This is a genomic window from Mucilaginibacter sp. P2_A4 (assembly GCF_056405015.1).
Window position 1 is genome coordinate 336,502 of record NZ_JBFUCX010000001.1, and the last position, 13,067, is coordinate 349,568.

A 13,067-nucleotide genomic window follows, 5' to 3' on the forward strand; every position below is an offset into this window, starting at 1 on the left:
CTAAAAAATAAAATTATGAGAACAATCAATCCATGGATCAACTTCAACGGAAATGCCGAAGAAGCATTCACTTTTTACAGATCAGTTTTTGGCGGAGAATTCACAAAGATTATTCGTTTCAAAGACATGGCAGGCATGGATTTTCAGGTGCCGGAAAATGAGGCAAACAAACTCATGCACATTGCTTTGCCTATTGGTAAACAGAATGTATTAATAGCCAATGACGTTCCCGAATTTATGGGACGGGTAAACGAAAGCGAAAACAGGTCTAAAATAGCAGTGGCTGCCGAAAGCCGTGAAGAAGCAGACAAAATATTTAACGGACTATCGGCAGGCGGAGATGTTGAAGGGCCCATTGGTGACAGTCCCTGGGGTACATATGCCGGAATGTTTAGAGACAAATATGGAATTGAATGGATTGTGGAATTTGACCCAAATTATAACGGGCAAGTTTAACCGAAGAAAAAAGCGGCTCCTTGCATGGTGCCGAGTTCCTCCTCATCCGCAACGGTTTTATTATAACACCAAAAGCCTGCAAATTTTGATTCGCAGGCTTCTTTGTTTCCATAGGTGCGATAATAACACCGATCATTAGTTAGCAAAAACATTCTGTTTTGATTCTATTTTATAGTACCCTCTAATCTTATATTCACAGGTTCGAGCCTTATCTGGAAATTATCATCGGTATAGCTATTTCAGGACGGGTCACCCAACTGATAAAACCGCACAGTGGTTGTAACGTTTTCGAACGATATCGTTCATTGTAATTATGTAAAAGGCTGATTGATATTTATTTATATTGTTGGCATGGGTTTTAAACAGAATCATAACATTAAGCCCGTACCTTGTAAATTTAACCACTCATTTAAAAAAGCATAGCTATGTTAAGAACATATTTTAAACTTGCTTACAGGAATATCACAAAGGATAAAGCCTATTCTATTATCAATATATCAGGTTTAGCGATCGGCCTGGCGTCAAGTATCCTAATTTTGCTTTGGGTTCAAAATGAATTAAGTTACGACAGGTTCCATAAAAACGCCGACCAGATTTATCGTATAACCAGCGAATTTGGTGATTCAAAAAGTGGAGCAAACTCGGCAGGTATGCCCGCCGGACTGAAAGCGGAAATGCCGGTCATTAAAAATACTGTTCGTTTGGGCCAAAGCCAAAGCGCTACTACCCTGTTTGAAACAAATAACAAAAAATTTCAAGAGGGACGTGTGTTTTATGCAGACCCAAGTTTTATGGATGTGTTTTCCTTTCCCCTGGTGAAGGGTGACCGTGCCACGGCGTTAGCAAGTGTGGATGGCGTTTTAATAACACAGGAAATAGCAACAAAATACTTCGGAAATGAAGATCCTATAGGCAAGATAATACGAAAAGATAATCAAGAAAACGTGATAGTAACAGGGGTTTTGGCCAATATTCCTGCTAACTCAGATCTGCAATTTGACATCATTCTTCCAATGGCCTCTTTAGCCAGAACGAATGACGATTTGAAAAATAATATATGGGGCAACTTCAATTTTTTGGACTATGTTCAATTAGATAAAAGTTTTGACCCTTCTGCTCCCAATTTGTTAAGGCTGGAAAAGCAAATTGATCAAATATTTCAGAAGCATAGCCCCGGAACTAAAGCCTTGTTCCAACTGCAGCCGTTAACCAAAATCCATTTGGCACCCGAAAGGTTGGGGGATTTTCCAGGGCATGGGAATGCGCAATATGTAAAAATCTTTTTTATTATCGCTATTCTGATTCTTGTAGTAGCCTGTATCAATTTTATGAATCTGGCTACCGCACGTTCAGCCCGCAGGGCCAAGGAAATCGGCTTACGCAAAGTGGCAGGTGCCGTACGCGGGCAGTTGATCCTCCAGTTTTTAAGCGAGTCTGTATTCATTTCTTTCCTGTCCTTATTGCTTGCAATAGCGATCGTCAGTTTATTCTTACCAGTATTCAATGAACTGGCCAACAAAAAACTCAGCTTTGATGTGTCAGATGCGAAGCTTTGGTTAAGCCTTTTTGGTATTGCCATGTTAACCGGGCTCATCTCCGGCAGCTACCCGGCCTTGTTTCTTTCCGGCTTTAACCCGGTTAAAGTGCTCAAGGGGAACGTAAAGTCAATGGGCGGCAATTTACTGTTCCGCAACACGTTGGTCGTAACTCAATTTATGGTATCTATTGTGTTGCTTGTCGGCACAGTGGTGATCTACAATCAGCTTAAATTTATTAAAGACAGGAATCCAGGCTTCGAGAAGGCCAATCTCTTGTATATACCGATGACAGGCGATCTCTGGAACAAGCAGCAAGCCTTAAAAAATGAGCTAAAACGAAACCCGCTTACCAGCGATTTTGCCCTTATTACCGACTTGCCCACCAACCTGGGGGGCTGGACACTTAACGTAAAATGGGATGGCAAAGATCCCCGTTCGCAAATATCTATCCCGGTGATGGCTGTCAATGAGGATTTTACCCATGTATTCCGGATGAAGTTATTAGCGGGACGAAGTTTTTCAAGAGCCTTTAAAGCGGATTCAAATAATTACATGGTTAACGAAAAAATGCTGAGCATTATGGGTTTAAACTCCAGTACGGCAGTGGGTAAAACCATAACGGTTTGGGGTAACAAGGGTACTATCATCGGCGTGGTGAAAGACTTTAATTTTAAACCGGTTCAGCAGGCTATAGAGCCATTGGTTATGCCCTTTAATAAGATAGGTGGTTTTGTGGTGGTAAGGACATTGCCTGGTAAAACAAACGCAACTATAAAGACTTTAGCCGCTATAAGCCAGGAGCTCAACCCTGCTTATCCCTTCAAATTTGATTTTCTTGATCAGGATCTGGCTAACCTTTATAAAGGAGAACAACAGATGGGCAACATTTTTAATCTTTTTGCTATTCTGGGCATTTTTATATCCTGCCTGGGTTTATATGGTTTATCCGCTTTTGTGGCAGAGCAACGTACCAAAGAGATTGGCGTACGTAAAGTATTAGGAGCATCCGTATTTAATCTCGTCTATTTATTGTCTTTCGGGATCACCCGGTTAATCCTGATCGCTATAGTTATAGCCATACCTCTTTCATGGTATGCTGTGAGCAGTTGGTTGGCCGGTTTTGCCTATCATATTAATGTTAGCTGGCTGGTATTCTTCTCGGCATCCCTGGCCGCTTTGGGCATCGCCTGGCTTACGGTTAGTTATGAATCTATAAAAGCAGCGGTTGTTAACCCTATAAAGAGTTTGAGATCGGAATGATTGTAATATATAGAGGGTGGGGAGGCTTTATAAGGTTGGCCTACAAATAGTAAAGTTTATACTTAAAAATGCTTCGGCTTACTGTTTTCTGAAACAGGAGTTGCAAGAAGATCCCTGTATTTCTCGAATTTGTTAAAATTAACTTGCGTAACTCAGAAGTTACCTATATATTTGAGTAACTTCAAAGTTACTCATTATGGCAAAAATCATCAAACACCAATTTTTCTTCCCTCATCCGCAAGAGGCGGTTTGGGAATACCTGACAAAATCTGAACTGATGGCTCAATGGCTCATGAAAAATGACTTTCAGCCAATTGTAGGGTACGACTTTCAATTCAGGACGGGTCCAATACCCAGCCTCGATTTTGACGGCATATTTTACTGCAAAGTATTGGAGATTGTGCCCTTTAAAAAACTTTCTTATTCCTGGAAAAGCGGACCGGGAGGAGGAGAGATCACGCTGGATTCTGTAGTGATATGGAAACTGGAACCCAGGGATAACGGCACCGAGGTTTATTTAGAGCACAGCGGTTTCGCCAAAAAAGAAAACCTGGATTTTTACAACGGCTTGCTGCATGGCTGGGTGGAAAAACTCCAGAACATCGATAAACTTTTAAATACTACATTACGTGGCCATACCAACGCTTGATACATTCCAGGTGATCGGAGATCCCAGCAGGAGAAAGATGTTGATGTTGTTATCAGAGGATAGTATGACCATCAATAGCCTGGTAGATCATTTCGATATGAGCCGTCCTGCGGTTTCCAAACATGTAAAAATATTGGAAACCGCCGGCTTTATTTCCATCCGGGATATGGGGCGGGAACGGTATTGTACGCTGAAAAAGGATGGTTTCGAAGAACTCCAAGCCTGGCTGAACTACTTTGATGAGTTCTGGGCATCGAAACTGAAAAAGTTGGAAATCCTGTTAAATAACAAATTACCTAACTAATCATAAACCAAATTATGAAAACAGTTTTATTTTGTCTGGCTACTTTGGCAAGCTTTAATTTTTATAGCGTCATGGCGCAGGAGCTTAAATATAAAATACCTGCTGCAAGTATGGGCCAGCGTGTTGAACAGGATTTTGGGCTGGGTACTATTTCTGTAAAATACTATCGGCCAAATACCAGGGGCAGGAAGATCTTTGGTGGTGTTGAGCCCTATGGCTTAGTATGGCGCACCGGGGCTAATAATGCCACGATCATCACTTTAACCGATACGATATCGGTGGAAGGACATACGCTTCTGCCGGGCGCTTATGCGCTCTTTAGCATACCAGGCCCGGATGAATGGACTATGATATTTAATAAAAACACAAACCAGTGGGGCGCTTACTCCTACGACGAAAAACAAGACTTGCTTCGGTTTAAAGTAAAGCCGGTAAAACTGCCCGCTAAGGTTGAAACGCTGACCATTCAGTTTGCAGATGTTCATCAGGATGATGGCGTGCTTCAAATATTATGGGAAAACACGGGTATCAACCTCCGGTTAAAAACCAACGTAGATCAGCGCATCATGGCCAATATACAGGAAGCCATGAAGGGCGATAATAAACCCTATTATATGTCGGCCATTTGGTATTATAATCATGGGCAGGATCTTAACCAGGCGCTGGCCTGGATGCAGGAAGTCGACAAAACACAGCCCCCGTCTTTCAATGCCAAATACTGGCTGGCCAGATTACAACTAAAAACGGGCGATAAAAAATCTGCCATCGTTTCTGCTAACGAAGGACTCAAGCTGGCTTTAGCCCAAAACAGCCAGGAATATGTACACCTGAATAAAGAAGTACTGCACGAAGCGGGGGTAAACTAATTTAACAGCCCCGAAGAAGTGTTTCATGCCATCAATAATTTCCGCTCGTGGTCCGGCGGGGCGGGCTTACTGTTCTGCAAAACGAGCGGATGCCCGAATTGGAGGTTCACATGGTCAAAATTTAATTTAGTAGTATATTGCCGGAGCATGTGGCTAAAAAAGAGCACCAATATTTGCGAAGTCGATTGGTTGTGTATGTAGTTTTTTAGACCCGGCCCACCGTTCTTTATAAGATATTTACGCTTACTAAATATAGAATTGAAACCTATGAAAAAAACATTATTAAGTTGTTTATTGGCACTGAGCATCTGGACCGTTCAGGCGCAGCTGGGTGTTAAGTATGACGCCTCCGTACAAACTACGGGAAATCTGCAATACTTTAAGCCCAAAGGTGATCTGTTTGTAGGAGATTGCATGCCATTTTCTCATAATGGAACTTACTATTATTACTGGCTGCTGGATTCGGCACACCATAAAAGCCTTAACGGGCTCGGAGGCCATCAATGGGCACTGAGCACAACCACGGATCTGAAAACCTGGAAACAATATCCAGTAGTGCTGGGTATTGATGAAGCATGGGAAAAGTCAATCTGTACGGGATCTGTTGTTTACTATAAAAAGCAATTCTATGCTTTTTATGCCACCCGTTTAATCGATAAGAATGGCAAAGTTAACGAACAACTCAGTTATGCGCTGAGTAAGGACGGCATTCATTTTGACAAACAAAAGCCCAATCCTTTCTATACATCAGCCCCGGGCTATAGCAAGCGTGATTTTCGTGATCCTAAAGTGTTTGTAGATGAAAAGACAGGTGAATTTCACCTGTTTGTTTCCAGTTTGCAGGAAAGTCCTGTAATGGAACATTCTGGCGGCGCGTTAGTACACCTTACATCAAAAGACCTGAAGAACTGGACGGTACTCGACCCGGTGTTAACCGGCCAGGAATCTGTGCCTGAATGCCCGGATTATTTTTACTGGAATGGATGGTATTATTTGGTTTACAGTCACAATAGTGACACTTATTATGTCAAATCCAAAAAAGCTTACGGACCGTGGGAGGAGCCTAAAAATCAGGCATTTCTTGAATCGTGGGTAAATGTTGTAAAAACCGCATCTTTTGGCTCTGCCAGGAGGATTGCCGCAGGATGGGTACCTTCAAGAAGGGACGACAAGGATAGCAACGGTGAGGTATTTGGCGGTAACACCATTTTCAGGGAAGTTATTCAACAACCCGACGGAACATTAAATACTAAGTTTCCGGAGGAAATGATCCCAGCAACAGGTCCGGAATTGGATCTGAAGATCAACCCTGATTTGCTGGCAACATCGAAAGATAACCATAACCTGGAGATTGATGCTCCAAACGGATATGGAGCCGCGCACCTGGAGAATATTCCACAGAAATGCAGAATAACGATGGAAATTGAGCCAGTTGGCGCTAATGAAGAGTTCGGTTTTGTTTTTAGGTCAGACGCAAAAGCCGACAACGGGTACCGTGCATCATTCTCTGCAAATAATCAATCGGTGTCACTTGGTAACACTGATATCCGTGCAGTGGATGGGCTTGATAAAACCATTAAAATAGATATTATTTTGAACGATGATATTATAGACATGAGCGTAGATAACAAACGCTGTATTGTAAACCGGCTGATTGATCAAAAGGGGAGCTATTTGTGGTTGTTTGCCAAACATGGCAAAGTTCGCTACAAGTCCATCAAAATCAGCCCGTTGCTTTAATGCTATTATTAACAAAAGTTATTAAGAATAGATTAATTTGTGTATAGTCAGTTATTGGTTTAAAAATTTCAGGTAAACTGACACAGAATGTTCTGATAAAAACAGGGCAAGTTCTATTTTTGAGCTTGCCCTGTTTAATTTAGCAAAGCTCAAATCCGGTTGTATTTATCATATTCATGGTCTGTAATAAATACGTAGCTAACTTTTAAGCACTTAGAGCAGGACAGTTTTTTGAACGGAATAAAAAAAAGCAAGTTTTCTTCAATCCAGTTTTTAGGAATTGGAAAATGATACAAAGCGCTGCACTTTGTGCAGTATAAATTTGGCTTACTATTCATTGATATATGCGGGTATTTATCAGCAAAAGTTTAAAAAACAGTATCTTTTCTGAATCAGAAAACTCCCTTTATCACTATGGCTTTTTCTCCTGATCGGCTTTTTAAATGAAACGTTTTGCTTTCGGGGTATATACGAAAGCAGTTAAATAAAAGTTTCCTTTAGTGATAATTTTTGCCATAATTTAATCAGTATGTATCAGAAATTGGCTTTTTTTATTATTAAGCAAATGTGAAAGGTTATTACGTTGTTTTAGCCCAGGCTCTTGAGGCATTCAATACAGAAAGGCCCGGCAAAAACAACACGAAAATAAGGAGCCAGCAGGCCCGTTCATGAGTAATATGCCAATGTGGTCTTACTGATTGAAATTCAATACTATATAAAATCTGGTCTGTCCCGGTCAATCTCTTCATAAAATTAAGGTTCACGGCAATTCAGATTTTAACCCACCCAATAGCTGCTCCTGCCAACCTAATGAGTTCGTCCATCTGCATTATTTCTGACCAAAAAGGAGAGGGTAGTAATTGCCCGGAAGTGTCAAAATGATACTGTGCAATCGAAATACCATTTATTACGATAATTTTCCAATTTTTAGAATGATTTTTCGCTTTAGTGCTGAATTTTTAAGGATGCAAAAATGTCAGTTTTGTTGAATTTAATATTACAGTATTTGAATTTTATAACTTAATTGTTAATAAAATGAAACTTTTGTTAGATAAATAACAAAAGTTAATTAAGTTGTGCAATCGATTGTATTTTATTATAATTTTGGTTTTAAACCAATTAGCGATTGTTATTTCAAAATGACGCTCGTTCTCAGGTCAGAAATCTGAAAAACTATTTCAAATGCAGTTCATACCATACAGATAGTATGTATAACAAGTGGTTATGAAAATACCGGGATAGTTTGGATTCAATAATTAGATCTAAAAACAAATCAAAACCAATTAAATCGATAATGAGAAAACAACGACTACTAATGAATTGGAAAATGTTTATGCTGCTCATCTGTCTGAGCTCATTTTCTATGTCGCTTTTTGCACAGGGCAGAAAGCTGACCGGTACAGTAACCGACGACAAAGGACAATCACTTATAGGGGCAACAGTAAAATTAAAATCGGGCCGCCTTACAACATCAACTGATTTTAACGGAAAATTTTCCTTGAACATCACCAGCGGCGAAACGGCAATTATAGTAACTTATATAGGTTATATTGATCAGGAGGTGCCTATCAATAGCACAAGTGCCGATTTAACTATCAAACTATCAACCAACGCGCGCAGCTTAAATGATGTTGTGGTAGTGGGTTACGGTACGCAACGGAAAAAAGATGTAACGGGTTCCGTAGCCTCAATAAGCGGTGCAACCTTGCAGGAAGTGCCTTCAACCAACGTGAGCGACCAGCTGAAAGGCCGGATAGCCGGTTTGGATATTACCAGTACAGGCACTACCCCGGGAGCGGTAGGGCAGATCCGTTTACGTGGCGAACGCTCATTTGCAACTTCAAACAGCAATGCCAATAACCAAAACGGACCGCTGTTTGTAATTGATGGAATCCCTTTTATAGGTGGAAGCCTGAATGATATTAACCAGGATGATATTGCCAGTGTAGATGTATTAAAGGATGCTTCTGCGGCGGCTATTTATGGTTCAAGGGCATCGGGAGGTGTAATCATAATCACCACCAAAAGAGGTAAGGCTGGTAAGGCAGTAGTAAGCTATGATGGCTACTACGGCATTAGCAAGATCACGGATGAATACCCGATCATGAACGGCGCGCAATTTGCAGCGTTTAAACGTGAGTCTATTGCCGGTAATTCAAGTGCATCTTCTCCTAACTCCACCGCTTACCCTTTTACTACAGCTGAGTTGGCAGGTATTGACAAGGGCACCAGTACCGATTGGCAAAAACTCCTGTTCAGGAATGGTTTTTCTACTGATCATCAGCTTAACGTTTCAGGTGGCAATGAAACCACACAGTTTTCTATCAGTTCCGGTTATCATAAAGAGAATGGCATCCAATACGGGCAAAATTTCGACCGCGGTTCTTTACGTGCATCAATTGATCACAATATCAGCAGCAGGATAAAAGTTGGCTTAACCACATTCCAAACCTTAACGCATATCAACGGCGCTAACTTGTTCCCATTATACAATGCGGTAGCCATAAGCCCGCTTACCTCACCATATAATGCTGATGGCTCTGTTAATTTATTGCCAATGACAGGCTCCGTGGATCAGCCAAACAGGGTGAACCCGTTAACCATCAGAAATCAGTATATTCAGAATACAAACAGAAAACTCTATTCATTCAACACATTATACGGCGAAATAAATATTATCGATGGCTTGAAATACAGGTTCAACGCCGCCTTAACTTACGGCCAAAACCAGGGGAATAATTATACCCCGGTGAACACAGCCTATAATACAGCCACCTCTCCATCGCAAACCAGCGAAAGCGTTAGTAACTCTGAAAACTATACCTGGCTGCTGGAAAATATCCTGACCTATGATAAGCGATTCGGGCAGAAACATCACCTTACTTTTACCGGTTTATATAGTACCGAAAAAGATCATAGCCAGGGTTTGCAGATTTATGGCGTTGGATCACCTGCAGATTATCTGCAGAGCTACAACCTTTTCCTGGCTAACCAGGTAAACTTCTCATCCACCAACCAACCATATTTTGCCGATAGGGGGCTTATTTCCTACATGGCACGTGTAAACTACGCGTTTAATGAAAAATATCTGCTTACAGCTACTGTAAGAACAGATGGATCTTCTGTACTTGATCCTAAGCACAGGTACTATACTTATCCCGCGTTTGCATTGGGCTGGAATATAGACAGGGAGGATTTTATGAAGAATATAAGCTTTGTAAACTCACTGAAATTAAGAGCAGGTTACGGTGTAACGGCCGATCAGAATGTGAACCCATACCAGATTCTGGGTAACCTGAGCAGTAACGCCTATAACTTTGGCGCGAATGGCCAAAACGGATACCTGGTGACCAACCTGGCCAGTTCTTTAAAATTTGAGCACACCAATAACTACAATCTTGGTGTCGATTTCGGTTTGTTTAACGACCGCTTAACCGGTACTGTTGACGTTTACAAACAAAAAACCTTTGATATTTTACAGGTAGAATCTTTACCACCAAGTAACGGAGCTGGCTCAACCACCGTGAACGCCGGAAATTCAAAAGGAAAAGGATTGGAAATATCACTGAGCAGTATTAATATCCGCAATGCCGGAGGCTTTAGCTGGAGCACAGATTTCAATATCGCTTTCGCGCGGAGTGTTATTGTTTCACTACATGATAACTTACCTGCCGATGTTACGAACGGATGGTTTGTAGGTCAGCCCTTTAATGTGATCTATGATTATAAAAAGATCGGTATCTGGCAAACCAGCGAAGCGACGCAGGCTGCTGTTTACGGCCAAAGACCGGGGCAGATCAAAATTCAGGATGTAAACAACGATGGTAAAATTAATGCCAGCGATTTGCAGATCCTCGGAAACTATCAGCCTAATTATACAGCCGGTTTCACCAACCGTTTTAGCTTCAGAGGCTTTGATCTTTCATTTGTGGCCTTTGCACGCATGGGGCAAAAGGTAGCTGTTACTTACCTTGGTTCTGATGCAGGCGCACAGGGATTTCCGTTCTTTAACCAGGGAAGGGTAAATCAGGTAAACGTTAATTATTGGACACCAACCAACCCAACGAATGATTTTCCTCGTCCTGACGCCAACTTAAGCGGCCCTACTTACGCATCCACGCTGCAATATCGCGATGGCTCGTTTATCAAAATGCGCAGTATTAACATGGGGTATACATTCCCTGGCGAAACCATCAAGAAAGCCGGTTTCAGGTCTCTGCATGTGTATGTTACCTGCAATAATCCTTTCATCATCTATTCGCCATTAGTTAAAAGCGGCCTGGCGATAGATCCCGAAGGTAACGGATATGGTAACCAGATTGCTGGTGCATCAAGTTTTTCAAGTGATGCTTTAGGGCGCGCGGTTACTGTGGGTTTAAGTAATCCGGTGGCACGTACCTTCCAGTTGGGTGTAAACGCAAAATTTTAGTTATAAAAATAAGATTGATAGATATGAAATCATATAAAACATTAGCCATTTTGCTTGCGGCATGTAGTTTAGTAAGCGTAACCGGCTGTAAAAAAATACTTGACCAAACTCCCAAATCAAACATCACCCCAAATGTATTGGCATCAACAGGCGGTGTAGTAGGGGGCATTACCGGTGTATATTCAGATTTACGTAACCTTTGGGGAACAGAAGGCTTTTTATACTACACCAATTTTGGGGTAGATGAAACGCTGGCAGGCGGCGGCGCATCTGCCGGTGGTGTTGCCTTTGCCACCTATAAAAATTATACCAACAACGTTTCTGACGTCTACAACGCTTTAGGAGGTGTATTCAATATCGCTTATCAGGATATAAACACGCTAAACGGCGTACTGCAGTTTGGTCCTGCCGCGTTTGCCGATGTGCCAACCCGTACAGCCTATTTAGCGCAGGCAAAGTTTTTACGGGCCTTTTACTATTTCCACCTGGTACAAACTTTTGGCGCGGTACCGCTGCACACTACGTTCATCAATACGGCCACATTATCTGATTCACGTGCGCCGATTGCTAATATTTACAGCCAGATCATCAAGGATTTGACTGAGGCATCAACAGAACTTCAGGATAAGCCGGGACAGAACGGATCGCCTTTTGCAGGGCACGCGGCTACCAAAGCAAGCGCCTTATACCTGTTATCCAAAGCCTATTTAACCAGGGGATGGTCAACAGCGGCACAGCCAGGTGATTTTCAGAGTGCTTTAACAACGGCTCAAACCCTTATTGCCAATAAAGGAACTTATGGTGTCGATCTGTATCAAAACTATGCAGATGCTTATGCCTTAGCTAATGACCTAACCAATAAAGAGGATCTTTTTGCAATAGAACATAGTACTGATACCAAATATGGCGATTTTACCCCTGGGGCATCCGGTGGTAAGATCAATGGCTGGGCGTATTTTTTCCGACCGAATTATCCCACCGTCAACGCAAATTATCCGGCAAGCGGCGGATCTGGCGTTATGACACGTGACCTAACCAACGGCAGACCATTCTTCCGGGTTCGCCCCAATTATGATTATGTGAATAATGTAGCTTTCGCAGATAAATCAAATGATTACAGGTATTGGAATACTTTCCAAACCACCTGGATTGCCAATACCGCAAACATCACAACACCAAGGGGAGCACTTACCGTGGGCACCGATACCGCTATCTGGATGCCTCCATATGATCCGGGAGCTGCAAAAAGGGCATCGTTTAAAGGCGTAATATTTTTACCGCCAAGTGTAGCCGCAGGTGTTTCCGGAGCTAATGCAAGCACAAGTGCTTTCTTCCCTGCACTTAAAAAGTTCGACGACCCAAGCAGGCCAAGTGTTAATGACCCGTCGTCGCGCCCGGTAGTGTTGTTCCGCTTTTCAGAAATATACCTGATTGCGGCAGAAGCTGCTTTTAAAATGAACGATCTTACTACGGCCGCTACGATGATCAATGTTTTACGCACACGTGCTGCTTTCCGCACCAGTAATATGCCTGCAGATGCTATTGCAAAAATGCAGGTTACGCCAGACCAGGTAACGCTTGATTTTATCCTGGACGAACGTACAAGAGAGTTATACGGCGAATCATTAAGATGGTGGGACCTGACCCGTACACAATCATTAGTACGTCGGGTTAAAGCGTACAATGCTGAGGCCGGGCCAAACATCCAGGATTTTATGTCACTACGCCCGATCCCTCAAACGGAGATCAACCTGGTGACGCAGGGAACACCAATTGCCCAAAATCCGGGTTTTTAATAAAACGAATAAATTACAACGGGGCAGGG

General features: G+C 42.2%; 8 protein-coding genes. All 8 read left to right on the forward strand.

Features of this window, described 5'->3' with window-relative positions; all coding sequences use genetic code 11:
• Window positions 1-15 precede the first annotated feature (15 nt).
• The 8 genes from AC1DYB_RS01210 (at window position 16) to AC1DYB_RS01245 (ending at window position 13,038) form a co-directional block, all read left to right on the forward strand.
• Window positions 16-456 (forward strand): VOC family protein, encoded by a 441-nt coding sequence (locus AC1DYB_RS01210; RefSeq protein ID WP_477396148.1) that lies wholly within the window; start codon window positions 16-18, stop codon window positions 454-456.
• 425 nt (window positions 457-881) lie between these two features.
• Window positions 882-3,254: an ABC transporter permease gene (locus AC1DYB_RS01215; protein WP_477431729.1), complete on the forward strand. Its 2,373-nt coding sequence runs from the start codon at window positions 882-884 to the stop codon at window positions 3,252-3,254.
• 196 nt (window positions 3,255-3,450) lie between these two features.
• A complete protein-coding gene (locus tag AC1DYB_RS01220; RefSeq protein ID WP_295720790.1) occupies window positions 3,451-3,903 on the forward strand; it encodes an SRPBCC family protein in 453 nt (150 codons plus the stop codon).
• Window positions 3,884-4,207, forward strand: coding sequence for an ArsR/SmtB family transcription factor (locus tag AC1DYB_RS01225; RefSeq protein WP_295720791.1), 324 nt, complete (start codon window positions 3,884-3,886; stop codon window positions 4,205-4,207). Before AC1DYB_RS01220 ends, AC1DYB_RS01225 begins: the two co-directional genes overlap by 20 nt.
• A gap of 14 nt (window positions 4,208-4,221) precedes the next feature.
• Window positions 4,222-5,073: a DUF2911 domain-containing protein gene (locus AC1DYB_RS01230; RefSeq protein ID WP_477431732.1), complete on the forward strand. Its 852-nt coding sequence runs from the start codon at window positions 4,222-4,224 to the stop codon at window positions 5,071-5,073.
• 267 nt (window positions 5,074-5,340) lie between these two features.
• On the forward strand, window positions 5,341-6,813 hold the full coding sequence (locus tag AC1DYB_RS01235; protein WP_477431734.1) for a family 43 glycosylhydrolase: 1,473 nt from the start codon (window positions 5,341-5,343) through the stop codon (window positions 6,811-6,813).
• A gap of 1,294 nt (window positions 6,814-8,107) precedes the next feature.
• Complete coding sequence (locus tag AC1DYB_RS01240; protein WP_477431736.1) at window positions 8,108-11,242, forward strand: SusC/RagA family TonB-linked outer membrane protein; 3,135 nt, start codon at window positions 8,108-8,110, stop codon at window positions 11,240-11,242.
• A gap of 23 nt (window positions 11,243-11,265) precedes the next feature.
• Window positions 11,266-13,038, forward strand: coding sequence for a RagB/SusD family nutrient uptake outer membrane protein (locus AC1DYB_RS01245; RefSeq protein WP_477431738.1), 1,773 nt, complete (start codon window positions 11,266-11,268; stop codon window positions 13,036-13,038).
• The last annotated feature ends 29 nt before the right edge of the window (window positions 13,039-13,067 follow it).

Coding starts and splice junctions, on each gene's coding strand:
- AC1DYB_RS01210 (WP_477396148.1), top strand. CDS start 16: ATGAGAACAATCAATCCATGGATCAACTTCAACGGAAATGCCGAAGAA.
- AC1DYB_RS01215 (WP_477431729.1), top strand. CDS start 882: ATGTTAAGAACATATTTTAAACTTGCTTACAGGAATATCACAAAGGAT.
- AC1DYB_RS01220 (WP_295720790.1), top strand. CDS start 3,451: ATGGCAAAAATCATCAAACACCAATTTTTCTTCCCTCATCCGCAAGAG.
- AC1DYB_RS01230 (WP_477431732.1), top strand. CDS start 4,222: ATGAAAACAGTTTTATTTTGTCTGGCTACTTTGGCAAGCTTTAATTTT.
- AC1DYB_RS01235 (WP_477431734.1), top strand. CDS start 5,341: ATGAAAAAAACATTATTAAGTTGTTTATTGGCACTGAGCATCTGGACC.
- AC1DYB_RS01240 (WP_477431736.1), top strand. CDS start 8,108: ATGAGAAAACAACGACTACTAATGAATTGGAAAATGTTTATGCTGCTC.
- AC1DYB_RS01245 (WP_477431738.1), top strand. CDS start 11,266: ATGAAATCATATAAAACATTAGCCATTTTGCTTGCGGCATGTAGTTTA.